At 64.5% G+C, this 23291-nt stretch carries 16 protein-coding genes; 6 read left to right on the top strand and 10 right to left on the bottom strand.

Going from position 1 to position 23291, the window contains the following annotated elements:
* Positions 1-448: 448 nt before the first annotated feature.
* The 4 genes from ABEA58_RS06095 to ABEA58_RS06080 all read right to left on the bottom strand — a co-directional run bounded on the left by ABEA58_RS06095 (position 449) and on the right by ABEA58_RS06080 (position 7015).
* Positions 449-3577: an efflux RND transporter permease subunit gene (locus tag ABEA58_RS06095; RefSeq protein WP_345549785.1), complete on the bottom strand. Its 3129-nt coding sequence runs from the start codon at positions 3575-3577 to the stop codon at positions 449-451.
* Complete coding sequence (locus ABEA58_RS06090) at positions 3574-5139, bottom strand: efflux RND transporter periplasmic adaptor subunit (RefSeq protein ID WP_345549783.1); 1566 nt, start codon at positions 5137-5139, stop codon at positions 3574-3576. The genes ABEA58_RS06095 and ABEA58_RS06090 overlap by 4 nt, the downstream gene beginning before the upstream one ends.
* A 61-nt stretch (positions 5140-5200) precedes the next feature.
* Positions 5201-6508 carry a TolC family protein gene (locus ABEA58_RS06085; protein ID WP_345549782.1) on the bottom strand — a complete coding sequence of 436 codons (1308 nt, stop codon included), beginning with the start codon at positions 6506-6508 and terminating at the stop codon, positions 5201-5203.
* A 60-nt stretch (positions 6509-6568) separates the two neighbouring features.
* Entirely contained in the window at positions 6569-7015 is a 447-nt protein-coding gene (locus tag ABEA58_RS06080; protein ID WP_345549781.1) for a hypothetical protein, read from the bottom strand.
* Between the two features lie 193 nt (positions 7016-7208).
* Here ABEA58_RS06080 and ABEA58_RS06075 point away from each other — a divergent pair, with 193 nt between their 5' ends.
* On the top strand, positions 7209-7604 hold the full coding sequence (locus tag ABEA58_RS06075) for an acyl-CoA thioesterase (protein WP_345549779.1): 396 nt from the start codon (positions 7209-7211) through the stop codon (positions 7602-7604).
* 282 nt (positions 7605-7886) lie between these two features.
* Here ABEA58_RS06075 and ABEA58_RS06070 read toward each other — a convergent pair whose 3' ends face one another.
* The gene (locus ABEA58_RS06070; protein ID WP_345549777.1) at positions 7887-9023 is read right to left on the bottom strand and encodes a TRAP transporter substrate-binding protein; all 1137 of its coding nucleotides are present in this window, start codon (positions 9021-9023) and stop codon (positions 7887-7889) included.
* 203 nt (positions 9024-9226) lie between these two features.
* Complete coding sequence (gene uvrD, locus ABEA58_RS06065; protein ID WP_345549775.1) at positions 9227-11434, bottom strand: DNA helicase II; 2208 nt, start codon at positions 11432-11434, stop codon at positions 9227-9229.
* 169 nt (positions 11435-11603) lie between these two features.
* On the opposite strand from uvrD, the gene hexR reads away from it, so the two are divergent.
* Both hexR and ABEA58_RS06055 read left to right on the top strand, forming a co-directional pair.
* Positions 11604-12455 (top strand): transcriptional regulator HexR, encoded by an 852-nt coding sequence (gene hexR / locus ABEA58_RS06060; RefSeq protein WP_345549773.1) that lies wholly within the window; start codon positions 11604-11606, stop codon positions 12453-12455.
* An 83-nt stretch (positions 12456-12538) separates the two neighbouring features.
* Positions 12539-13798, top strand: a complete 1260-nt coding sequence (locus tag ABEA58_RS06055) for a multidrug effflux MFS transporter (protein WP_345549770.1) — start codon at positions 12539-12541, stop codon at positions 13796-13798.
* 17 nt (positions 13799-13815) lie between these two features.
* Here ABEA58_RS06055 and ABEA58_RS06050 read toward each other — a convergent pair whose 3' ends face one another.
* Both ABEA58_RS06050 and ABEA58_RS06045 read right to left on the bottom strand, forming a co-directional pair.
* The gene (locus ABEA58_RS06050) at positions 13816-14787 is read right to left on the bottom strand and encodes a glutathione S-transferase family protein (RefSeq protein WP_345549769.1); all 972 of its coding nucleotides are present in this window, start codon (positions 14785-14787) and stop codon (positions 13816-13818) included.
* A 205-nt stretch (positions 14788-14992) separates the two neighbouring features.
* Entirely contained in the window at positions 14993-15880 is an 888-nt protein-coding gene (locus ABEA58_RS06045; RefSeq protein WP_345549768.1) for a LysR family transcriptional regulator, read from the bottom strand.
* Positions 15881-16053: 173 nt separating this feature from the next.
* Between ABEA58_RS06045 and ABEA58_RS06040 the strand changes: the two genes are divergently transcribed.
* The 3 genes from ABEA58_RS06040 to ABEA58_RS06030 all read left to right on the top strand — a co-directional run bounded on the left by ABEA58_RS06040 (position 16054) and on the right by ABEA58_RS06030 (position 20253).
* Positions 16054-16923, top strand: a complete 870-nt coding sequence (locus ABEA58_RS06040; protein ID WP_345549767.1) for a pirin family protein — start codon at positions 16054-16056, stop codon at positions 16921-16923.
* Between the two features lie 130 nt (positions 16924-17053).
* Positions 17054-18349 (top strand): cation:proton antiporter, encoded by a 1296-nt coding sequence (locus ABEA58_RS06035; RefSeq protein WP_345549765.1) that lies wholly within the window; start codon positions 17054-17056, stop codon positions 18347-18349.
* Between the two features lie 44 nt (positions 18350-18393).
* Positions 18394-20253, top strand: coding sequence for a monovalent cation:proton antiporter-2 (CPA2) family protein (locus ABEA58_RS06030; protein ID WP_345549763.1), 1860 nt, complete (start codon positions 18394-18396; stop codon positions 20251-20253).
* Positions 20254-20457: 204 nt separating this feature from the next.
* Here the strand turns inward: ABEA58_RS06030 and glmS are convergent, their stop codons facing one another.
* Both glmS and ABEA58_RS06020 read right to left on the bottom strand, forming a co-directional pair.
* The gene (glmS, locus tag ABEA58_RS06025; protein ID WP_345549761.1) at positions 20458-22287 is read right to left on the bottom strand and encodes a glutamine--fructose-6-phosphate transaminase (isomerizing); all 1830 of its coding nucleotides are present in this window, start codon (positions 22285-22287) and stop codon (positions 20458-20460) included.
* A 169-nt stretch (positions 22288-22456) separates the two neighbouring features.
* Complete coding sequence (locus tag ABEA58_RS06020; protein ID WP_345549760.1) at positions 22457-23227, bottom strand: DeoR/GlpR family DNA-binding transcription regulator; 771 nt, start codon at positions 23225-23227, stop codon at positions 22457-22459.
* Between the last annotated feature and the right edge of the window lie 64 nt (positions 23228-23291).

The following is a 23291-nucleotide window of genomic DNA, read 5'->3' as shown; positions in this document are numbered from 1 at the left end:
GATTGGGTGGATTAACTCTCTGATTTTCTGTGACTTTTTGCGGTCCTCTGCGGTCATCCAGCGGTTTACGGTTTTATTTTTTCTTTCGCTCATACTCCATCAAGTAGCTACCACCTACCATCAATGCCTACCATAAGTACCTCCCATGACGCTTTTCTCTACTCTCTGGTGAGACGCTTTTTTAGCCTCAATATTTATCGCCTGGTTAACATTAGATATTTCGGAATAAAATCGAGTTTTATATTCGCCTTTATTGCTCGAACAAGTTCCGAATATTTTTCATTATGGGGTCGATCAATAACTCTTGAAATGCTCGGCGCTGTGACAGCGCCGAGCAAGTACACGGGGTTGTAGGCGGGTGGCTGTTAGTCGTTTTTATCCACAGGTTGTTTCAGTCCCCCACCGATAAAACAGGGGTGGCCGATGTCTGCCCGCCGGTTCATACCGGTTACACAGCGTCCGCCAGCGGGTGTCCCTTCCACAGCCGGTAGATCGCCGGGATCACCAGCAGCGCAAGCAGCATTGCGCTCAACATGCCGCCCACCATGGGCGCGGCGATGCGCTGCATCACTTCCGAACCGACTCCGCTGCCGATCATGACCGGGATCAGGCCGATAAACACTGTGGCGGTGGTCATCAATACCGGGCGCATGCGCTGGCCGGCCCCTTCGCGAATGGCCGCTAACAGGTCGTCGCGGCTGAGGGGGCCACCATCCTGTTCACGCTGCTCGCGCACGCGCTTCCACGCCTGGTTCAAATAGACCAGCATGATCACGCCGATCTCCACCGCGACACCGGCCAGGGCGATAAAGCCGACCCCCACCGCCACCGAGAAGTTGTAGCCGAGCCAGTACAGCAGCCACAGTCCGCCAATCAGCGCCAGCGGCAGGCTGCCGAGAATCACCAGCACTTCGCCCACATGGCGGAAACTCAGATACAGCAGCAGCACGATGATGCCGAGCGTCAGCGGCAGCAGCAGCGCCAGCCGCTCCCAGGCGCGCTCCATATACTCGTACTGGCCGGACCACAGCAGCGAGTAGCCTGCGGGCAGCTGCAGCTGCTCCGCCACCGCCTGCCTGGCGCCGGCGACCCAGGTACCCAGGTCCACATCGGCGATGTCCACATAGGTCCAGCCGTTGGGCCGCGCGTTCTCGGTTTTGATCATCGGCGGGCCGTCGCGCACCTCGATACGCGCCACATCCCCCAGGGTCAGATGACTGCCGTTTGCGGCCACCAAAGGCAGCTGGCGCATGCTCTCGGGCGAGTCCCGCCAGCTCTGCGGGTAACGCAGGTTTACCGGGTAGCGCTCCAGCCCCTCCACCGTCTCGGTGACATTGCGACCGCCGATCGCGGTATCCACCACCGACTGCACATCGGCGATATTGAGGCCGAAGCGGGCGGCGGCGCTGCGGTTGATAGCCACATCGATATAGCGCCCGCCGGCCACGCGCTCGGCATAAACAGAAGCGGTGCCAGGCAGTTGCCCGAGAATGTTTTCAAGCCGCCGGCCGATTTTTTCGATCTCCCCCAGGTGCGGCCCCGCCACCTTGATGCCCACCGGGGTCTTGATGCCGGTGGCGAGCATGTCGATGCGGGTCTTGATCGGCATTACCCAGGCATTGGTCACCCCGGGAATCTGCACCACGGCATCCAGCTCCGCGCGCAGCTGTTGCGGGGTCATGCCCGGGCGCCACTGGTCCCTGGGTTTAAAGCGGATGATGGTTTCGATCATGGTCAGCGGCGCCGGGTCGGTGGCGGTGTCGGCCCGGCCGATCTTGCCCCACACCTGCGCCACTTCCGGCACCGACTTGATCAGCTTGTCGGTCTGCTGCAACAGCTCGCGCGCCTTGCCGATGGAAATGCCCGGATGGGTGCTGGGCATATACATCAGGTCGCCCTCATCCAATGGCGGCATAAATTCAGAGCCGGTCTTGGCCAGCGGGTAGAGTGCGCTGGCCAGCAGCAGCAGCGCGGTGGCCAGCACCATGCGCGGATAGCGCAGTGACAATTCCAGCAGCGGCCGGTAGGCGGCGGTAAGAGCGCGGTTGACGGGATTTTCCCGCTCCGGCCTGATGGGGCCGCGCACGAAATAGCCCATCAGCACCGGCACCACGGTGATGGCGAGGCCCGCCGCCACCGCCATGGCATAGGTCTTGGTGTAGGCCAGCGGTGCGAACAGTCGCCCCTCCTGGCCCTGCAGGGCAAATACCGGCAGAAAGCTCAGGGTGATGATCAGCAGGCTGAAGAACAGCGGCGGCCCCACTTCGCTGGCCGCATCGGCGACCACCTGCCAGCGGTTGCGTTCGTTGAGGGGCGTGCGCTCAATATGTTTGTGCAGGTTCTCGATCATGACGATGGCGCCATCCACCATGGCGCCGATGGCGATGGCGATACCGCCGAGGCTCATGATGTTGGCGTTGATGCCCTGCAGGTGCATCACCACAAAAGCGCCGAGGATGCCCAGCGGCAGACTGACGGCGATCACCAGCGATGAGCGCAGGTGGTAGAGAAACAGCGCGCACACCAGCGCCACCACGACAAATTCCTGCAGCAGTTTCTTCGCCAGGTTGCTGACGGCGCTGTCGATCAGCGCGCTGCGGTCGTAGGTGGGGACTATCTCCACACCTTGCGGCAGGCTCTGCTGCAACTCGTCGAGGCGGTGGGTGATCTGTTCGATAACCGCGCGGGCGTTATCCCCGAAGCGCATCACCACCACGCCGCCGACCACCTCGCCCTCGCCATCCAGCTCGGAAATGCCGCGCCGCATCTGCGGGCCCAGGCGGATATCGGCCACATCGCCCAGCAGCAGCGGCGTGCCGCTGTCATCCACCAGCAAGGGGATCTGGCGCAGATCATCGATGCCCTGGATATAGCCGCTGGCCCGCACCATGTATTCGGCCTCGGCCATCTCCACCACCGAGGCGCCGGTCTCGCGGTTGCCGCGCTCGATGGCGCTGCGCACCCGGGCCAGGGTGAGGTCGTGGGCACGCAGACGCAGCGGGTCCACCACCACCTGATACTGCCGCACCATGCCGCCCACGGTGGCCACTTCGGATACCCCGGGGATGGTCTGCAGTTCGTATTTGAGGAACCAGTCCTGAATTGAGCGCAGCTGGGCCAGATCGTGGTTGCCGCTGCGATCCACCAGCGCGTAGCTGTAGATCCAGCCCACGCCGGTGGCATCCGGGCCCAGCTCCGGCTGGGCGCCGGCGGGCAGCCTCGGCGCCACCTGGCTCAGGTATTCCAGTACCCGTGAGCGGGCCCAGTACAGGTCCACATCGTCATCGAAAATGACGTAGACATAGGAATCGCCAAAGAAGGAGTAACCCCGCACCGTCACCGCCCCCGGCACCGACAGCATGGCGGTGGTGAGCGGGTAGGTGACCTGGTCTTCGACCACCTGCGGGGCCTGCCCCGGATAGGAGGTTTTGACGATCACCTGCACATCGGAAAGGTCCGGCAGTGCGTCCACTGGGGTGTGACGCATACTGTACAGACCGCCGATACAGAGGGCGATTGCGGCCAGCAGCACGGCGACGCGGTTGTGAATCGACCAGTTAATAACGCGGGCGATCATGGCTGCTCGCCCCCGTGTTGCCGATGGTTGTGCTGCTCATGCGGGTTGTGCGGCTCGAGGTGGTTGTGCGGCTCGTCGCGCGAAGCCGGCTCCTTTTCTCCCTGTTGCCCCTGCCGGTGGTGATGGCCAGCGGCGGGTGCCCTTGCGGCCAGCACCTCGTATTTGCCATCGGCGCGCTTGCGGATCTGCACTTCAATGCGGCTGCCGGACTCCATCGCCCTGCGCAGGTCGACGCCGGCGCCCTCGGCCACGTAAAAGCCCATCACCATCGCCGGCCAGTCCCAGGCCGGCAGCGGTTCGTGGTCGAGCCGCGCATAGTGGTTGTCATCGGGCATGGTCAGCACCCGCGCGCCCACCCAGGGGCGGTCCGCCGCATCCATGCGCTGCAGCGCGGCACCGACATTGGATTCGGAATCGAGCAGGAACTGGGCCGAGGTCACCACCCGCGCACCGGCCGCCAGCCCTTCGAGAATTTCCACCCGCTCGCCGAACTCGCGGCCCGACCGCACCTGCACGGAGCGGAAACGCCCATCGCCCTCTGCCAGCACCACCCGCTCCATGCTGCCGGTGCGGATCAGGGCCTCGCGGGGGATGGTCAGGGCGCGGGCCTCGGGGCCGTCCAGTTGCAGACGCACAAACATGCCCGGCCGCAGGGTGCGGTCCGGGTTGTCCACCCGCACCCGCACGGTCAGGGTTCGGGTGCGCTCGTTCAGCTGCGGCAGAATTCTGACGATCTCGCCGAGCCAGATGCGCCCCGGGCTGGCATCGGTGCGCACCGTGGCGGTCTCGCCCGGCTGCACCTGCTGGCCCTGAGCGGGAAACACCTCGCCCTCGATCCACACCGTCTGCAGCGGCCCCACACTCACCAGGGTGGTCTGCGGGGTGATGTACATGCCGTCGCGCACACCGAGGTTTTGCACATAGCCGCTGGCCTCCGCATATAGGGTGATCGCCTCGCTGGCGCTGCCTTCGCGCTCGACACGGGCAATCTCCGCGGCGGGAATGCCGAGACTGTGCAGGCGCTCGCGGGTGGCGGCAATCAGACCCCGGTTGCCACTTCGCAGGGCTGCCAGCAGTTCCCGCTGGGCCTTCACCAGCTCCGGCGAATAGATCTGCACCAGCGGCTGGCCCTTTTCCACCCGGTCGCCCCGCGCCTTGACCCAGCTTTTCTGCACCCAGCCACTGAGCCGCGAATGCTGGTGCTCGATGCGCTGCTGATCCAGCTGCACTATGCCCACCGTGTTCAGTTTGGCGGCTACCGGACCCAGCTCCGCCGTGGCTGTGCGCACGCCCAGGTTGTTTTCGACCGCCGGCGAGATACGCACGGTACCGGGCTTGTCTTGCTGCTCCTCACCCTCGTACACCGGAATCAGGTCCATGCCCATGGGCGATTTGCCCGGCCCGTCGCGACGGTAATTGGGGTCCATGGGCGCGACCCAGTAGAGGATTTTCTTTTCGCCCCCGGCCTGTTGCGCGGAGTCCCCGTCGGCGGCGCCCAGCCACCAGCCCAGCGTCACACCCACCAGCGCCGCCGCCGCGATCATGATTGAAGCCTTGTGCATTATTCGTAGTCCTGTCTGGCCCGCTGGCGTTGCGGGCAAATTCTTGCGGTTTGCCAGTCGCTTACTTGCCGCTCGCCGGCACAGTGCCGGCGAGGTAGTAGCGCACCCGCGCCAGTGCGCGGTAGTAGTCGTAATCCAGTTGCAGCGCCGCGATCTGCGTTTCGATGGCCTGCATACGCAGGGCGATCACCCCATCGAGTTCGGCGGTGTTGCTCGCGTAACCCTGCAGTGCGGCAGTGGCGGCGGCCTCGGCATTGGGCAGCAGTTGCTGCCGGTAGAGTTGCCGGCGCGCGCGCAGGCTGTCTGCGCTGGCGGCGGCGCTGTTCAGCCCACCGTGCAACTGCTGCAGCCGGTTCTGTCGCTGCAGGATTCCGGCGCTCTCGCGGGCGCGCGCGGCGGCAAGGCGCTGGTCCTGGCGGTTTTTGCGGAAGAGGGGAAGATCGACGGAGACCAGCGCACTGGCAAAGTCGGCACCGTCGCTCATGGGTGTGGGCTGCCGCTGGCCATAGCTGAACTCCAGCCGCCACTGGGGCTTGTAGGCCTCCTCGGCGAGCGCCACGCTGCGCCCTTGCGCCTCCACTAACGCGCCAGCGGCCGCCAGTGCCGGGTGGCCGGCGACGCTTTCCATCGGCAGAGGCAGCGGCTGTGCTTGCAGCCAGCTGCGGGTATCCGCCCAGCCTGGCAGACTGGTATCCAGCGGCTGCCAGGCCGCCTCGCCGAGCCAGCGCGACAGTTCGCCACGGCTGCGGTCGATCTCCCCTTCGAGGGCGCGAATGCGGTCGTCGAGGCGCGCCAGGGCCAGCTGGCTCTGCAGCAGTTGCTGCGAGGGCACCTCGCCGGTGGCCAGACGGGTGCGGTCGTAGTCCACCAGCTGCGCCAGCCAGCTGCGGTTTTCCCGCAGCAAATCCCGCCCCTCGATCTGCGCGGCCAACTGCAGAAACGCCTCGCTCACCGCCAGGGTCAGCTGCAATTGGCGCTCCGCCACCTCCGCAAGCGTTGCCTCTGCCCGCAATCTGCCGCGCTCGCCGCGCAGTTGCGCGCTGTCACCGCGGGGCAGCTGTTGGCTGATGCCCACTAGTTTCTGCGTCATCGGCTGTTCGTCGAAGGCGAAGCTGTCGGTGGGCAAATTGGCCACGCCCAGTTTCAGCATGGGGTCGGCCCACTGCCCCTCAGCGATGGCATCGGCCCGCAGCGCCTCGGCCTCAAGGCGCCCGGCGGCGCTCTCGGGATCGCGCTCGAGGGCGATGGCAAGCGCCTGACGGTAATCGAGCGAGGCATATGCCGGTATTGCCGCGCCGGCCAACACCGCGGCGACGATCATGAGTGCAAACGGGCCGCCAAGCCGCGCGGCCCTGAAGGGAAGAAACATCGGTGATTCCTGTCTGTTCGGATGGCTCGCAGGTGCCGGCCGGCACCGGTTAACGGATCATCAGGCGGCGATTGGGGGCCGGAACAGACTGGTGTGGGAGGTTGTGGGACGGTCGATCGGCGAGCGTATCGACTCCGGGTGCAGCAGGGTGAATTCGAGCGGCAGTAATGCCGCCGGCATGGCAACCGGCGCGCTGCAAGCACCCAGCGAACAGCTGAGCTGGCAATGGGACGCCTGCTCGGCAGCGCCCGCAGCCGGGGCGCCGGCGACGCTGTTCGCGCCATCGCAGCAGGGCATGTCGGCGTGCATCTCGTGGGGCATGTCCATGCCCATATCCATATCCATGACCATGTCATGGTGCATGCCCATGGCGTGGCTTGTATCCGCACCACCGCGACTTGCATCGACACCGTTCCCCATCATCGCGCCACAGTCGTGCTGCATCGCAGAGGCGATACTCTGGACGCTGAACATCAGCAGCAATGTGAGGATAAAAATACGGTGCATGGCGGGATTCTAGGTGCCCGGCGCACCCCGGGCAAGTTTGCGCCGCCGCGCCCGGCCGAAATCTGGGACGCGAGTTCAGTGTCGCCGCGTTATTGCCGTTGCCGCCTGTGCCTAATTTGTAGGCAGCCTGTGCTACAATGCGCCACCCGCTTCGCGGCAATTTCCAATAAATCTAACCGTTCGTGAGCAATCCATGGCAGCACTTGATGAAGCGCCGCAGCCCTCCGGCACCCTGACCCTGCAGACCCTGGCCATGCCCCGGGATACCAACCCCCAGGGGGATGTATTCGCCGGCTGGCTGATGTCGCAGATGGACCTGGCCGGCGCCATTCTGGCCCAGAGTATCGCCCGCGGCCGCGTAACCACGGTCGCCACCGGCAATATGGTGTTTCTGCGCCCGGTGCCCGTCGGCTCCACCGTCAGCTGCTACGCCGAGCCCATCGAGGTGGGCCGCTCCTCCATTCGCACCATGGTCGAGGTATGGCTGACCCGCGTGCACTCCGGTGAGCAGGAAAAGGTTACCGAGGGCGAATTCGTATTCGTCGCCATCGATGACAAGGGCCACACCAGGCCGCTGCCCAACCGCTGATTTCCCGGTTACACGGGTGTCGACATTAAGCACCCGCCACCACCGGTGACGGGCGGCGTACAAAGCTGCCTCACAATTGACGAGCCGAGCGCGGATAATCCTGATCCTGCCGCGCAGGTCTTTCAATTGCGTGTAATCCTCGCTGTATTGCAAAAACCTGTGCCCTGCAAAAACTCCTGCTCTGCCTAATCCCCGCTTCAGTCGCACCCAGCCGTTGCCGCTCCATTCGCGGTTACGGGAGTTTGAGCGCGAGATTCCCGGCGGCTGTCTTTATACCCGGCTTTATTCGCCGCTATTGAGACCGCGGGTTTCGTAGTAGGCCTCTTCGCTGATGCGGTGGTAGGGAGCCACCTGGGCTTCGAATTGGCGGAAGGCGTCATAGATGCGCGCAAACTGCGGATCTTCCGCGGCGGTTTCCTGCAGTATCTCGGTGTTGATGGCCCGCAGGTGCGCGAGCACTTCGTCCGGCAGGCGTTTCAGTTGTACACCGTGGCTGTCCACCAGTTCCTTCAGGGCGCGGTTGTTGCGGGCGGTGTACTCGTCGAGCATGTCCTGGTTGGCATCGCGGGCGGCGGTGCGAACGATGGCCTGCAGATCCGGCGGCAGCTTTTCAAAAGCGGTTTTGTTGACGATAAATTCGAGAATGGAACCGGGTTCGTGCCAGCCGGGGTAGTAGTAATAGTCGGCGATCTGGTGGAAACCGAAGGCGAGATCATTGTAGGGGCCGACCCACTCGGTGGCGTCGATGACGCCGGTCTGCAGCGCGGTATAGAGTTCGCCGCCGGGAATGGTGACGGCGGTGCCGCCCGCGCGGTTCAGCACCTCGCCCCCCAGGCCGGGAATACGCATTTTGAGGCCCTTGAGGTCCTCGACGGAGTTGATCTGCTTGTTGAACCAGCCCGCCATCTGCACACCGGTGGAGCCGCCGGCCATGGGGATCAGGTTGAAGGGTGCGTACAGTTCCTGCCACAGTTCCAGCCCGCCGCCGTGGTGCAGCCAGCCGTTCATTTCCTGGGCATTGAGGCCGAAGGGTACGGCGGTGAAGAACTGCGCGGCGGGCAGCTTGCCTTTCCAGTAATAGGCGGCGCCGTGACCCATCTGCGCGGCGCCCTCGGACACCGCGCCGAACACGCCCATGGCGGGCACCAGTTCACCGGCGCCATACACGTGTATTTTCAGGCGCCCGGCGGACATCTGCGCGACTTTTTCCGCGAAGCGTTCCGGCGCGCTGCCGAGACCGGGAAAGTTTTTCGGCCAGGTGGTGACAAGCTTCCACTGGAAGGTCTGCTGGCCGCTGCTCTCGGTAAATTTCTGCGCTGGTCCCAGTGATGCGCGCGAGGCGACCAGGGTACCGAAGGTAATCACCACCAGGGCCAGCAGTCCGAGAATAATGGGGGGGTACCAGTTGATTTTTTTCATCTGTATTTTTTCTTATGGGTCATCTCTCACCGCCCGCGTCTTGCAACATCGGTGAACCTGAAACACCGATTAACAGCGTCATGGCCGACGGTGATGCTACTGTCAGTGCGGCGGGGATTCCACAACACGCGGGCCAGTTGGCCAACGGTTCACTTACCCGGCTCCTTATTACCATCCCGTTGAGCGGGTGATTTTCAGCCCGTTTACAGCGGCTGCAGTTTCGCCATCGCCACCACCAGCCACTTGCTGCCGGCATCGTCGAAATTGACCTGCACCCGCGCCCGCGGGCCGCTGCCCTCGAACTGCACCACGGTGCCCTCGCCAAACTTGGGATGCTCGACCCGGCCACCCAGGGCCAGTGGCGGCAGGTCATCGAAGTCCGGCGCCGGGTCGGAAAAACGACCCACCTGGCCGCCGAGCTTGCCGTAGTCGGCGTTGAACAGCGGCCGCGAGATTTCGGTTTTGAGGCGCACCTCGTGCACCAGCTCCGGCGGTATCTCGCCGATAAAGCGCGACGGGCTGTTGTAGGTCTCGGTGCCGAACAGGCGGCGGTTTTCCGCGTAGGTGATATACAGTTTCTGCATGGCGCGGGTGATGCCCACGTAACAGAGGCGCCGCTCCTCTTCCATGCGGCCCGGTTCCTGAGCCGACATTTTGTGCGGGAAGAGGTTTTCCTCCACCCCGGCCAGAAATACCAGCGGAAACTCCAGCCCCTTGGCGGAGTGCAGGGTCATCAGCTGCACCGCGTCTTCGAACTCGTCCGCCTGGCCCTCACCGGCGTCGAGGGCGGCGCTGTCGAGGAACTGCTCCAGCAGCGGCGGCTCCTCCTCACCCTCGGGAATCTCGATGCCATCGAAATCGCCGCAGGCGCTGACCAGTTCCTGCAGGTTTTCCACCCGGGTCTGGCCCTTCTCGCCTTTTTCCTTGCTGTGAAAGTCCAGCAGGCCGCTGGTCTCGATCACATCCTCGGCGATGGCGCCGAGCAGCTTGTCCTCGGCGTTGGCCGCCAGCTGGTTGACCAGATCGATAAAGCCCTGCAGTGCATTGCCGGCCCGCGCCGCCAGCACCCGCTGTTGCAGCATCAGCTTGGCCGCCTGCCACATGGAGCAGCCGTGCTCGCGGGCATAGCCGCGCACCGCATCCACGGTGCGGGCGCCGATGCCGCGGGTGGGGGTATTCACCACCCGCTCGAAGGCGGTGTCGTCATCGCGGTTGGCGATCAGGCGCATATAGGACAGCGCGTTCTTGATTTCCATGCGCTCGAAGAAGCGCTGGCCGCCGTAGATACGGTAGGGCACCTGTTCCCGCAACAGCGCCTCTTCCAATACCCGCGACTGGGCGTTGGAGCGGTACAGGATGGCCACGCTGTCGCGGCGCTGGCCGTCGCGCACCCAGTCCTGAATGCGCTCGACGATAAAGCGCGCCTCGTCCTGTTCGTTGTAGGCGGCGTAGAGGGAAATCGGCTCGCCCTCCTCGCCACGGGTCCACAACTCCTTGCCGAGGCGGCCGGCGTTGTGTTCGATCACCGCGTTGGCGGCCTTGAGGATGGTGCCGGTGGAGCGGTAATTCTGCTCCAGGCGCACGGTCTGCACCTCGCGCAGATCCTGGGCGAAGTGCTGGATATTCTCGATCTTGGCGCCGCGCCAGCCATAGATGGACTGGTCGTCGTCGCCCACCGCGGTGATGTGGCACTGGTCCCCGGCCAGCATGCGCAGCCAGGCGTACTGAATCGTGTTGGTGTCCTGAAACTCGTCCACCAGGATGTAGGGGAAGCGGTTGCGGTAGTGGGCCAGCACCGCATCGTTGTTCAGCCACAGCTCGTGGGCGCGCAGCAGCAGCTCGCCGAAGTCCACCAGGCCGCCGCGCTGGCAGGCCTCCTCGTAGGCGAAGTAGATGCGCACCATGGTCTGCAGCCAGGGATCGCCACCGGCGTCGATATACTGCGGGCGCAGGCCCTCGTCCTTCTGGGCGCCGATCCACCACTGGGTCTCGCGCGGTGGCCACTTTTTCTCGTCCAGGCCGAGGTCGTTCTGCACCCGCTTGATCAGGCGCAGCTGGTCGTCGCTGTCCAGAATCTGGAAGTTCTGCGGCAGCCTGGCCTCCTGGTAGTGGGCCTTGAGCAGGCGGTGGGCAATGCCGTGAAAGGTGCCCACCCACATACCGAAGGTATTGACCCCCAGCAGTTCCTCGATGCGCGCGCGCATCTCGCGCGCGGCCTTGTTGGTAAAGGTCACCGAGAGGATGGAGTAGGGCGAGGCGCCCTCCACCTGCATCAGCCAGGCGATGCGGTGCACCAGCACGCGGGTCTTGCCGGAGCCGGCGCCAGCCAGTACCAGTTGATTGCCGGGGGGCGCGGCAACGGCTTCGCGCTGCGCGTCGTTGAGGGGGTCTAGAATCTGAGATACGTCCATGGGCGGCGATTGTACCAGAGCTGGCGGCGCGCACCTGTGTAAATAAACAGGTTTGGCCAGCGCCCGGCAACCGGGTTTGCGCGCTGGTCTGTGTGCACTGGAATGTGGCGCTCGCCACGACCGGGAGCAGCCGCTAAACTGCTCGGTCAGTAATAGAGAAGGAAGTCCCGTGAAGCCGGCGGAAGTCACGCAGAAAATCAGCGAAAAACTGTCTTCCATGCGCAAGTCCGAGCGCAAGGTTGCCGAATACATCCTCGCTAACCCGGATGAAGTCATCCATATGCGCATCGTCGACCTGGCCACCGAGGCGCAGGTGAGTGAACCCACCGTGGTGCGTTTCTGCCGCGCCGTGGGCTGTTCGGGATTCCAGGAATTCAAACTGAACCTCGCCCAGCAGCTGGCTTCCAGCCCCAGTTTCGGCCAGATCGCGGTGACCGAGACCGACACCATCGCCGAGTACAAGCGCAAGGTGTTCGACTCCACCGTGGACACACTGCTGAACGTGCGCGACACCATCGATAACCGCGCGCTGGAGGCGGCGGTGGTCGCCATCGCCTCCGCCAAGCGCGTGGAGTTCTTTGGTTTTGGTGCCTCCGGCGCTGTCGCCACCGATGCCCAGCACAAGTTCTTCCGCCTGCAGGTGGCTACCGCCGCCCACTCCGACCACCATATGCAGAACATGTCGGCGATGTCGATGGAGGCCGGCGATGTGGTGGTGGCCATCTCCCAGAGCGGCCGCACCAAGGCGCTGCTGCACTCGATGGAAATGGTCAAACAGCAGGGCGGCACCGTGATCGGCCTGGCGCCGAGCGGCTCCGCGGTCGCCCAGCACGCCACCATTCCGCTGGAGGTGGACGTGGAAGAGGATATTGAGATTTACACGCCGCTGTCCTCGCGCATCGCGCACCTGGTGGTGATCGACACCCTCGCCATCGGCGTGGCCCAGCGCAAGGGGCCGCAGCTGCAGGAGCACCTGCTCAAGCTGAAGCAGGGCCTGTATACCCTGCGTCAGGAGAAGTAGCGCTGCGGCGCTGGTAACACCGGCGCGCTGGCTGTACCCTGCCGTGCCCCTGTCGGGCACACACCGCCTTTTCCGAGCCGTTTATGCGCAGCGATTCCGCCACCGACAACAGACTGCCCACGCGCTGGCTGGCCCTTTGGCTTGCGGCGCTGGTGGCCTTGACCCCCTTCTCCATCGACACTTACCTGCCCGCCATTCCCGCCATTGCCGAGGCCCTGGGCAGCGAGGTGGCGCGGGTGCAGCACTCCCTTTCCAGCTTCCTGCTCGGCTTTGCCGCGGGCCAGCTGATGGGCGGACCGCTCTCGGACCGCTGGGGCCGGCGCACCGTCGGCACCATCGGCCTGATTATCTTTGTTTTCAGCACCTTGCTGATTCTGTGGAGCAAAAGCGTCGAGCAGTTGATCGCGCTGCGTTTTTCGCAGGCGCTGGGCGGCGGTTTCGCCACGGTGATCTGTACCGCCATCGTGCGCGACCTCTACAGCGGCCGCGAGGCCGCGCGCACGCTTTCCACCATCACCACCATGATGCTGCTGGCGCCGCTGGTGGCGCCGGTGATCGGCTCGGTGCTGATGGTGATCGGCGACTGGCGCTGGATTTTCACCTTCCTGCTCTGTTACGCGCTGGCCATGCTGGTGCTGGTGCGCAAACTGCTGCCGGAAACCCTGTCGCCCACAACCCAGGCGCGACACCGCAGCGCACCCAAGCGCCACCTGCTGCGCAACTACGCCCAGGTGCTGCGCAACCGCCGCGCCCTCGGTTTCCTCGGCACCCAGTCCTTTGTCAGTGGCTCGATGTTTATCTACATCACCACCGCGCCCTTCGTGTTTATGGAAAATTTCGGCGTGGCCGCCGAGCGCTTCCCGCTGTTTTTCGGCGCCGGCATTCTGGGCCTGATCGTCATGATGCAGCTGAATATCCGCCTGCTGAAATTTTTTGAACCGCGGCAGATATTGCTCGCTGGGGTGGGGCTGCAACTGCTCGGCTGCTGCCTGCTGCTGCTCAACACCCTCACCGGCGAGCCGAGCCTGCTGCGCTGGATGCTGCCGCTGTTGATAGTGGTGGCCTGTATCGGCCTCACCGGCCCCAACGCGGCCGCCTGCTACCTGGAGTTTTTTCCCGGCATCAGCGGCAGCGCCAACGCCCTGTACGGCACCTCGCTGTTTATCACCGGGGGGATTCTCGGCGGCCTGGTCAACGGCCTGCATACCGGCACACTGGTGCCCATCGCCGCCTCCATGTGCGCCTGCGCGGTGACAGCGCTTGTCCTGGTGCTGCTGGTGGCGCGGGCGCGGGAGCCCATCGAGGCGGGTCAGCCAGTGCACGACAGCCCGCGGAGCCGCTAGGGCACGCGGGCAGAGGCTCAACCGCGGTGGTGCGGGGCGCTGTAATCCAGCTCCGGGCCCTTTGGCACTATGCCGGTGGGATTGATGTTGCTGTGGCTGGCGTAGTAATGCGTCTTGATATGGTGGAAATTCACCGTCTCCGCCACCCCGGGCCTCTGGTACAGCTCGCGCACATAGCCCCACAGGTTGGGGTAGTCCGCCAGCCGCTGCTTGTTGCATTTGAAATGGCCGTGGTAGACCGGGTCAAAACGCACCAGGGTGGTGAACAGACGCCAGTCCGCCTCGGTGATGCGCCCGCCGCACAGGTAGCGGTTGTCCGCCAGCCGCCGCTCCAGCTGATCCAGGGTGGAGAAAAGCCGCTCGTAAGCCTGCTCGTAGGCATCCTGTTTCGTGGCGAAGCCCGCACGATAGACGCCGTTATTCACATTTTCGTAAACAATTGCGTTAGTGGCGTCGATATCGCCGCGCAGCCCCTCGGGGTAGTAATCGTCCTCGTTGCCGGTGAGGCCGTTGAAGGCGCTGTTGAACATGCGGATGATTTCCGCCGACTCATTGCTCACCACACAACCGCGCTGCTTGTCCCACAACACCGGTACAGTCACCCGCCCGCTGTAATCCGCCTTGTTGCGGGTATAAATCTGGTACAGGTAGTCGCTCTGAAACAGCGCGTCGCCGCTGCTGCCCTCCTCCTTATTGAAGGTCCAGCCGTGCTCGCGCATATAGGGGCTCACCACCGAAACGCTGATCAGGCTTTCCAGCTCCTTGAGCTTGCGGAAGATCAGAGTGCGGTGGGCCCAGGGACAGGCGAGGGATACATAGAGGTGGTAGCGGCCCGCCTCGGCCGGGAAGCCGCCTTCGCCGCTGGGACCGGGGCCGCCATCGGCGGTGATCCAGTTGCGCAGCTGGGCAGCCTCGCGCACAAATTCGCCGCCGCTCTGCTCCGTTTCATACCAGTGGTCGTGCCACTGACCTTTGACCAACAGGCCCATAACCCCTCCTCGCGTGCTCTGTGATGACAGCATAGGGCGCTGCGGTGAAGGTGATGCCATTTCCCCACAGCTGCCCGGTTTGACGCCCAATCGAATGTCGATAATCAGTTTAGTTACAATGAATCGACTGAAAACCACAAATTTTTGCGCTTTGCTTTCGATTTAATCGAACACTTATTGCGCCCCTCACTTGCCCGGCAATGGGTTATTGCGGGCACTCCAGGCCGTCGCGCAGGGTATCGATCAGGAAACGGGCGGCCGGGCCACTCCTGTCGCTGTCGGAATACACCAGGTAGACGGTCACGTTGCGCTCCCAGGCCTCTTCCGTGGGCAGGGGCAGCAGCCGGTCGGCGGACAGGGAGTCGCGGATGCGGGTTTCCGGCAGCCAGGCGAACCCGAGGCCGCGCTCGATCAGCTCCACGGAGGTCTGCACATTGGTGACGGTGATGCGCTGATCGGAGCCGAGCCAGCCGGCATCCTGGCGGTTGCGGCTGGCGGAATCGCGCATCACGATCTGGCGGCTGGCCTTCAGGTCCTTGCGCGCCACCGGGCGGCCCAGATGGTGCAGGGGGTGATCCGGGTGCGCCACCGGCAGGAAACGCACCACCGACACCGGCTCGCCGACAAAGCCCTGCGGCACCCGCCCCGACAGAATGAAATCCGCCTCGCCCTGTATCAGCAGCTCCTCGGCGCCAGACAGCACCGTCTCGCGCACCTCCAGCCGGGTGTGGGGAAACTCGCCGGCAAAGCGCTCGACGGCGTTGAAGAGGCAGTCGTAATCAAAAATCACATCCACGGCGATGGTCAGCGCGGCCTCGCGGCCCTCGGCCAGGCTGGTGGCCACCGCCTCCAGCGCCTCGGCTTCGCTCAGCAGGCCGCCGGCGCGGGACAGCAAAATGCGCCCGGCATCGGTGAGTTCGGCCTTGCGGCCGCGCACCTCCAGCAGATCGACACCGAGACTCTCCTGCAGCTTGTGCACCGCGTGGTTGATGGACGACTGGCTCTTGTGTACCGCCTGCGCGGCCTGGGAGAAGCCGCCGTGTTCGACGACCGACTGAAACATACGCCACTGCTCTAGGGTGACCTTGGGCATGGGAGCTCCCCGCTCTGTGAAGATACGACCGGAACCTGCGATCCGGCCCATTTATTTTCCGATGCAGTCGAACGCAAAGGGCGATTTTTTGCCATTTTATATCGAATCCATCGCCATATACTCCGGCAACCCCCAGCGCAGAAATGCGGCAAAGCTGCAATAGAGGTGCGACCATGAACACACAGACACTCAAACCGGGCGCGCGCCCACTGGTGCGCACAGTGGCCAGCCAGGCTTCCGCCGACGGCGCCGGGGTGAAAATCCAGCGTATTGCCGGCTTCCAGAGCCCGGATTTCAGCCCGTTCCTGATGCTGGATGAAATCCGCTCCGATAGCGCCGATGACTATATCGCCGGTTTCCCGTCGCACCCGCACCGCGGCATCGAGACACTGACCTATATGCTCAGCGGTGAGTTCGAGCATCAGGATCACCTCGGCAACCGCGGCTCTGTCGCAACCGGCGGCGCCCAGTGGATGCGCGCCGGGCGCGGTATCATCCACTCGGAGATGCCGACCCAGGGCGAGGGCGGCATGCACGGCTTCCAGCTGTGGATCAACATGGCCGCGGCCAACAAGATGGACCCGCCCACCTGGCGCGATATTCAGTGCGAAGACATCGTCGAAGTGCCCGTGGATGATTGCGGCTCCCGCGCGCGCCTGATCGCCGGCGACTGGAGCCTGGCGGGGCGGGCCTACAGCGCGCCCTTGACGGAGGCGGCGGCGCAAGCGGCGGTGGCCGACCTGCGCCTTATCGCCGATGCGCAGGCGATCCTGCCGCTGCCGGCGGAACACACCGTACTGGTGTATATCTATCGTGGTGGACTGATTACCGAGCGCGGGGCCATAGGGCGCGGCAATATGCTGTTGTACGGCAGCGGGGAGTCGCTACAATTGCGCGCCGGTGGGGAAGGGGCGGGTCTTCTGTGTCTGCACGGCCTGCCGCTCAATGAGCCGCTGGTGCATTACGGCCCCTTCGTGATGAACAGCCGTGAGGAAATCGAGCAGACGCTGCGCGATTACAACAACGGTACTCTCGCCACCTGACTGGCCGCGCCTCTTTCTGCGGCATCCACCGACCGGCGCAAGCACTGCGCCGGCTGCCCGCAGCCAGCTCAGCCGTTGGCTGCCGGCACCATGCTGCGATGCTGCAGCCTGAAGGGAGTCGCGCGCGACCATGGACGCCTATTACATCTTTTGTTTCCTCGCCGCGGTCTCCGTCCTGCTGGGTTTCCTCAACCAGTATGTGCTGCGCGCACAGACCACCATCGCCATCACCGCCGGCGCCCTGGCCCTGTCGATGCTGGTCACGGGCCTCGGCAAGCTCGGTGTGCTGGAACTGCGCGACTGGGCCGACCAGCTGCTGCCGCTGCTCAACCTGCCGGACCTGCTGCTGAAAGGCATGCTCGGCTTCCTGCTGTTTGCCGGCAGCCTGCATATCGACCTGCTGATGCTGCGCAACCAGCGCCTGGAAATCGGCCTGCTGGCGGTGGTGGGCACAACAATCTCCACCTTCGTGGTGGGCGCGCTGCTGTACGGGTTCCTGCAGCTGCTCGGCCTGCCGGCCGCCTTCGTCTACTGCCTGCTGTTCGGCGCACTGATTTCCCCCACCGACCCCATCGCCGTGCTGGCGATCCTGAAAAGCCTCAAGGCGCCGGAACAGGTGGCGATTCAGGTGGAGGGGGAGTCCCTGTTCAACGACGGTTTTGGCCTGGTGATTTTCGCCGTTATCTACGCGCTGGCCTTCCAGGGCGCGGAACCCACCCTGCCCGCGGTGGCGCAACTGTTCGCGCTGGAGGCCATCGGTGGCGTGCTGCTGGGCCTGTTTATCGGCGGCCTGTTCCACTTCCTGATCTGCGCCACCGACGACCACAGCCTGGAGCTGCTGCTGACGCTGGTGATTCCCACCGCGGGCTTTGCCCTGGCCAATATCCTCGGGGTGTCCGGCGCGCTGGCGATGGTGGTGAGCGGCATCATCATCGGCAACTTCACCCGCGAAAAAGGCTTCTCGCGGGTCAGCCAGCACGAGCTGGACAACTTCTGGAGCATCACCGAGGACTTCCTCAACGGGCTGCTGTTCCTGCTGGTGGGCCTGTTCCTGATTACCATCGACTTTCGCGCGGTCGATTACATCCTGATCGCCGCCGCCATCGCGATCGTGCTGATGGGGCGGGTTTCCGCCGTCAGCGTGCCCTTTTTGCTCCTCAAGCGGCTGCGCCGCTACCACCCCTACAGTGAGCGCATACTGATCTGGGGCGGCCTGCGCGGCGGTCTGGCGCTGGCGCTGGCCATGTCCATTCCCGCCGACCATATTGCCGTGGGCGACCAGGACCTGCGCCACCTGTGGGTGGTGATGACCTACGGCGTGGTACTCTTTTCCATCGTGGTGCAGGGTTCAACCATCGCCCCGCTGATCCAGCGCAGCCGCGCGGTGGCCGAGCCGGAGACCAAGGTCCCCGAGGCGACCGGCTGAGACCCGCGCCACCCATCCGTCGGCAACCCATCGAATAGAGGGATATGGAACACAGCAGCTTTCTGTTTCAGGCGGTGATCTACCTCACGGCGGCGGTGATCGCGGTGCCGCTGGCCACCCGCCTCGGGCTCGGCTCGGTGCTCGGCTACCTGATTGCCGGCGTGGTCATCGGCCCGCACGCCCTGGAGCTTGTTGGCGATGCCAGCGAGGAGATGCATGTCGCCGAGTTCGGCGTCGCCCTGATGCTGTTTCTGATCGGCCTGGAGCTGCAGCCGCGCAAGCTGTGGCGCATGCGCGGCGCCATCTTCGGCACCGGTACCGCACAGCTGCTGCTGACCGCTGCGGCCATCGCCGCCGTGGCCATGCTGGCCTATGGGCGGGAGTGGCGATCGGCGCTCGCCATCGGCCTGATCCTCGGCCTGTCCTCCACCGCCATCGTGCTGCAGTCGCTCACCGAAAAAGGCCTTTTGCGCACCGAGGGCGGGCGCGGCGCCTTCTCCGTACTGCTGTTTCAGGATATCGCCGTTATCCCCATTTTGGCGCTGTTGCCCCTGCTGGCGGGCAGCCAGCCGGAACTGCAGGCCAGCGGGCTGAGCGGCTGGCGCTACGCCCTGGCATTTACCGGCACCATGCTGGCGTTCGTGCTGGCGGGGCGCTACCTGCTGGGGCCGCTGCTGCGGCTGGTGGCCGGCAGCCAGCTGCGCGAGATGTTCACCGTCACTTCACTGCTGATCGTGGTGGGCGCGGCCGCGGTGATGATCTGGCTGGACCTGTCGCCGGCGCTGGGCACCTTTATGGCCGGCGTGATCCTCGCCGAGAGCCAGTTCCGCCACGAGCTGGAAGCGGATATCCAGCCCTTCAAGGGGCTGCTGCTGGGGCTGTTTTTTATCGCCGTCGGCGCCAGCATCAACTTCAACCTGATCGCTCAGTATCCGCTGCTGCTGCTGGCGCTGGTGCTGCTGCTGGTGGTGGTGAAATTTACCGTGCTGTTCGCCCTGGCGCGGGCGGCGCGCATGTCCCGGGGCGAGGACTGGCTGTTTGCGCTCTCCCTCGCCCAGGCGGGGGAGTTCGGCTTCGTGCTGGTGTCCTTCGCCGCCCAGCGCCAGGTGCTGGAAGACACCACCGCCAACCTGCTGGTGGTAGTGATCGCCCTGTCCATGGCGCTGACGCCGATCCTGCTGCTGGTCTACGAACAGTTTGTGCAGCCCCGCTATCTGCGCGGCGGCAGCGCAAGCCATTCGCAAGAGCAGGAGCCGCCGGAAGACCACGGCTCACCGGTGATTATTATCGGCTACGGCCGCTTCGGCCAGATCGCCGGGCGCCTGCTGAACGCCTGCGGCTTCGAAACCACCCTGCTGGAGCGCAATGCGGAACAGCTGGATCTGGTGCGGCGCTACGGCATCAAGGCCTACTACGGCGATGCCTCGCGGGAGGAGTTGCTGAAAGCGGCCGGCGCCAAAAACGCCAAGCTGGTGATTCTCACCCTCAGCGATCAGGCGGCGTCACTGGAGATCGTCGCCCAGCTGCACAAGCACTTCCCCCATGTGACCATTCTCGCCCGCGCCCGCAACCGCATGCACCAGTACGCATTGATGGAAGCGGGGGTGAAATACATTTTCCGCGAGACGGTGGATTCGGCCCTATCCATCGGCGAGTGTGCGCTGCAGTTGCTGGGGCTGTCGCCCCTGCAGGCGCGGCGCGCGGCGCGCAAGTTCCGCCAGCACGACCAGCGCATGCTGGAATCCCTGTTCCCCTACTGGCGGGACGAATCCCAGCATATCGCCCAGACCAGAATCTACCGCGAACAGCTGCTGCAGGCGCTGCAGGAAGACCGCCGCGACCGCGACCTGCATCTGGATCACCACTGGGAAGCGGACGACAGCAAGACCAAGCCGGGGCTGTGAGGCAGGCCCGCTGGGCGAGACGGTTGCTCGGCGCAAATGAGTACAAATAGCTGCTTTTGGCGGGAAATTAGCGCTTTTGCGCGCATATCTATACCCAAAACTTCCCCCGGTTGGCGCAGCCCTTCACCCCGGCGCAGCACCTTACGGCAGCGGCGCCGCGCAACCGGCACCGCTTGCCGCAGGTGGCGCCCGGGCTTAACCGCGCTACTCGACGGTGACAGATTTTGCCAGATTGCGCGGCTGGTCCACGTCGGTGCCCTTGAGCAGGGCCACATGGTAGCTGAGCAGCTGCAGGGGCACGGTGTACAGGATCGGCTGCAGGCTCTCGGGGGCATCCGGCACCTCCACCACGGTGATGCCCGGCTCGCTGGCAAAGCCCGCCTGCGGGCTGGCAAACACGAACAGCTGGCCGCCACGGGCGCGCACTTCCTGCAGGTTGGACTTGAGCTTTTCCAGCAGTTCGTCGTTCGGGGCCACCACCACCACCGGCATATCCGCATCCACCAGCGCCAGGGGACCGTGCTTCAGTTCACCGGCGGGGTAGGCCTCGGCATGAATATAGGAAATCTCCTTCAGCTTCAGCGCACCCTCGAGGGCGATGGGGTATTCAACGCCGCGGCCCAGGAACAGGGCGTGGTGCTTTTCGGCGAAGGCCTCGCTGGTGTCGCGCACTTTCGCGTCCAGAGCGGTGAAGGCCTCCATCAATTCCGGCAGCTGGTGCAGAGCCCGCACCAGCTCCGCCTCGCGCGCGGCGGGGAGGCCATTGGCCTTGGCCAGCGCGATGCAGAACAGCTGCAATGCGACCAGCTGGGTGGTGAAGGCCTTGGTGGAGGCGACGCCGATCTCCGGACCCGCCTCGGTCATCAGCGACAGTTCCGACTCCCGCACCAGCGAGCTGTTGGGCACGTTGCAGATGGTCATTGAAGCCAGATAACCCAGCTCTTTGGCCTGGCGCAGGGCCGCCAGGGTGTCGGCGGTTTCACCGGACTGGGAAATGGTGACAAACAGCGTGCCCGGGCGCACCGCGGTCTTGCGGTAGCGGATCTCGCTGGCCACCTCGACCGAGCAGGGGATGCCGGCCCAGTCTTCCAGCCAGTAGCGCGCCACCAGTCCGGCGTGGTAACTGGTGCCACAGGCGACGATCTGCACCTGCTCCACCTGCGGCAAAATCTCGTTGGCGCGCGTGCCCAGCGCTTCCGGCAGCACCGTCTCGGCGCCGATGCGCCCGGCCATGGTGGCGGCCACCACCGTCGGCTGCTCGAAGATTTCCTTCTGCATGTAGTGGCGGTAGCGGCCCTTGTCCGCCGCATCGTGGCCGCCCTGCAGTTTGTGCACCGGCCGGCTCACTTCCGCGCCGTTTTTGTCGCGCACCGCGATACCCGCCGCGCTGATCTCGGCCACATCCCCCTCTTCGAGGAAGATAAAACGATCCGTCACCTGATTCAGCGCCATGGGGTCTGAGGCGATAAAGTTCTCCTCGATGCCGACACCGATCACCAGCGGGCTGCCGGAGCGGGCGCACATCAGCACATCCGGCTCGCGGGCGCTGATGACACCGAGGGCGTAGGCGCCCTCGAGACGCTCGATGGCGGCGCTAACCGCCGCCTGCAGGTCGCGGCCCTCTGCGGCGAGGGCGTGAATCAGGTGCACCACCACCTCGGTATCGGTTTCGGAAACAAACTGGTAACCGCGACCTTTCAGCTCTTCGCGCAGGCTCTGGTGGTTTTCGATAATGCCGTTGTGGACCAGGGCGAAATCACCGGACACATGGGGATGGGAGTTGTTGTCGGAGGGCGCGCCATGGGTCGCCCAGCGGGTGTGGGCGATGCCCAGCCGGCCAGCAGCGGGCTCGCTGTCGAGCAGCGACTCCAGGTCGGCGACCTTGCCCTGGGTCTTGCGCAGCTGCAGCGCGCCCTGGCTGTCGAGCAGGCAGACACCGGCGGAATCGTAGCCGCGGTACTCCAGGCGGCGCAGCCCTTCCAGCAGGATTTCAGTGACATTGCGCTGTGCCAGCGCGCCGACAATTCCACACATTTCCACAAACCTCGTTCTGTTCCCGCGACTGCGGCAGGCGGCGCGCAGCCGGGGAAAAATTACCTAGATTGAATACGTTCAAAACACTGGCCGACAAACCCGGCCGGTAAACTCTTTGCGAAAACCTTCTGTAAAGCTTTCGCGAAGCCTCGATACAGCAAGGCCTGCGTCAGTTGTAAGTGCTTACATCAGCACAAATCAGGGTCACGCCCAGCGCCTCGATGGCGGCGGCGGTGGCATCGTCGAGACCGGCATCGGTCACCAGGGTGGAGACCCTTTGCCAGGGCAGCTCCAGGTTCGGGATGCGCCGGCCCACCTTGCTGGACTCCGCCAGCACCACCACTTCGCGGGCCACCTCCGCCATCACCCGGGACAGGCCGATCTGCTCATTGAAGGTGCAGGTGCCGCGCTCCAGATCGATACCGTCGGCGCCGATAAACGCGCGGTCGAAGTCGTAGCCACGCAACACCTGCTCCGCCACGCGACCCTGGAAAGCCTCGAAGTGGGGGTCCCAGGTGCCGCCGGTCATCAGCAGGGTGGGTTCGTTTTCCAGCTCCCGCAGCGCGTTGGCCACGTGCAGGGAATTGGTCATCACCACCAGGCCGCGCTTGTGGTTCAGCTCGGGAATCATGGCGGCGGTGGTGCGCCCGTAGTCGATGACGATGCGGTGGTGGTCGGGAATCAGAGCGGCGGCGGCGCGGCCGATGGCCCGCTTCACCTCCGACGGCACCTCCTCCACCACCAGTTCCCGCGGCACCGGAATGGCGCCGCCGTGGCGGCGCAGCAGCAGACCGTGGTTCTCCATGGCCGACAAATCCTTGCGAATCGTAACCTCAGAGGTTTCGAATCGCCGCGCCAGCTCCTCGACGCTGGCCTCGCCATTTTCCGTGACGACGGTCAGTATCTGGTGGCGGCGTTGCTGGGTGTTGCGTTTCGACATGACACTTTAACTTTCGAATCGAAACTTAAAGATAACAAAGTGAAAGGGGATTGCCCAGCCGCCC

Origin of the sequence: Microbulbifer aestuariivivens (genome assembly GCF_039545115.1) — a bacterium.
GTDB classification, from domain to species: Bacteria; Pseudomonadota; Gammaproteobacteria; order Pseudomonadales; family Cellvibrionaceae; genus Microbulbifer; species Microbulbifer aestuariivivens.
This window is presented reverse-complemented; position numbering and strand designations above follow the sequence as displayed.

What these genes read in the sequence shown, in the direction of transcription:
- ABEA58_RS06090 (WP_345549783.1), bottom strand. Translation starts at nt 5,139, where the DNA reads ATGCACAAGGCTTCAATCATGATCGCGGCGGCGGCGCTGGTGGGTGTG.
- uvrD (WP_345549775.1), bottom strand. Translation starts at nt 11,434, where the DNA reads ATGGACGTATCTCAGATTCTAGACCCCCTCAACGACGCGCAGCGCGAA.
- ABEA58_RS06075 (WP_345549779.1), top strand. Translation starts at nt 7,209, where the DNA reads ATGGCAGCACTTGATGAAGCGCCGCAGCCCTCCGGCACCCTGACCCTG.
- ABEA58_RS06045 (WP_345549768.1), bottom strand. Translation starts at nt 15,880, where the DNA reads ATGCCCAAGGTCACCCTAGAGCAGTGGCGTATGTTTCAGTCGGTCGTC.
- ABEA58_RS06020 (WP_345549760.1), bottom strand. Translation starts at nt 23,227, where the DNA reads ATGTCGAAACGCAACACCCAGCAACGCCGCCACCAGATACTGACCGTC.
- glmS (WP_345549761.1), bottom strand. Translation starts at nt 22,287, where the DNA reads ATGTGTGGAATTGTCGGCGCGCTGGCACAGCGCAATGTCACTGAAATC.
- ABEA58_RS06030 (WP_345549763.1), top strand. Translation starts at nt 18,394, where the DNA reads ATGGAACACAGCAGCTTTCTGTTTCAGGCGGTGATCTACCTCACGGCG.
- ABEA58_RS06085 (WP_345549782.1), bottom strand. Translation starts at nt 6,508, where the DNA reads ATGTTTCTTCCCTTCAGGGCCGCGCGGCTTGGCGGCCCGTTTGCACTC.
- ABEA58_RS06050 (WP_345549769.1), bottom strand. Translation starts at nt 14,787, where the DNA reads ATGGGCCTGTTGGTCAAAGGTCAGTGGCACGACCACTGGTATGAAACG.
- ABEA58_RS06055 (WP_345549770.1), top strand. Translation starts at nt 12,539, where the DNA reads ATGCGCAGCGATTCCGCCACCGACAACAGACTGCCCACGCGCTGGCTG.
- ABEA58_RS06040 (WP_345549767.1), top strand. Translation starts at nt 16,054, where the DNA reads ATGAACACACAGACACTCAAACCGGGCGCGCGCCCACTGGTGCGCACA.
- ABEA58_RS06080 (WP_345549781.1), bottom strand. Translation starts at nt 7,015, where the DNA reads ATGCACCGTATTTTTATCCTCACATTGCTGCTGATGTTCAGCGTCCAG.
- ABEA58_RS06035 (WP_345549765.1), top strand. Translation starts at nt 17,054, where the DNA reads ATGGACGCCTATTACATCTTTTGTTTCCTCGCCGCGGTCTCCGTCCTG.
- ABEA58_RS06070 (WP_345549777.1), bottom strand. Translation starts at nt 9,023, where the DNA reads ATGAAAAAAATCAACTGGTACCCCCCCATTATTCTCGGACTGCTGGCC.
- ABEA58_RS06095 (WP_345549785.1), bottom strand. Translation starts at nt 3,577, where the DNA reads ATGATCGCCCGCGTTATTAACTGGTCGATTCACAACCGCGTCGCCGTG.